Genomic DNA, 532 nt, shown 5'->3' with positions numbered 1-532 from the left:
GCAAGATATAACTTCTAATACTATTTTGTGATCAACAAAATAATTTATTCTGATACCTGCTTTCGCGCACTTCCAGCACGGGCGCCGACGGGGATGGAACCGCTGTGTCTCATAATTGATGGCATGGGGTGCCATGACCATCGTCGCAGGGACCGCAAAGATTGATGCCGCACGCGGTACCGTTCATACCCATCCGAATATGGATCTCAAGCAAATTCAGTACTTCATCGCGCTTTTCGAAGAAGGCTCTGTCACGCGGGCAGCCAAGCGGTTGAATATCGTGCAGCCGGCCCTGAGCATGCAGATAGCCAAGCTCGAGGATGAGTTCGGACAGAAGCTTTTTGAACGCATCCCGCACGGTATGGCGCCAACTGCCGCTGGCCGGATGATGCACCGACTGTTTCTACCCATCGTGCGCGATCTCGCGAGTGCCCGGCAGCAGATGATGCAGCGCGAGGAGAATATGGCCGGCCGTATCACGATCGGCATGGTGGCTTCCGAGACAGAGAGCGTGCTGGTCGGAGCCCTGGCA

General features: G+C 55.3%; 1 protein-coding gene. It reads left to right on the top strand.

Features of this window, described 5'->3' with window-relative positions; translation table 11 throughout:
* Positions 1–133 precede the first annotated feature (133 nt).
* On the top strand, positions 134–532 hold a 399-nt coding region (locus RX972_RS29215), incomplete at its 3' end, for a LysR family transcriptional regulator (RefSeq protein WP_316880784.1).

The organism is Pseudomonas syringae group sp. J309-1, assembly GCF_032582135.1.
In the GTDB taxonomy this organism is placed as follows: domain Bacteria; phylum Pseudomonadota; class Gammaproteobacteria; order Pseudomonadales; family Pseudomonadaceae; genus Aquipseudomonas; species Aquipseudomonas quasicaspiana.
This window is presented reverse-complemented; position numbering and strand designations above follow the sequence as displayed.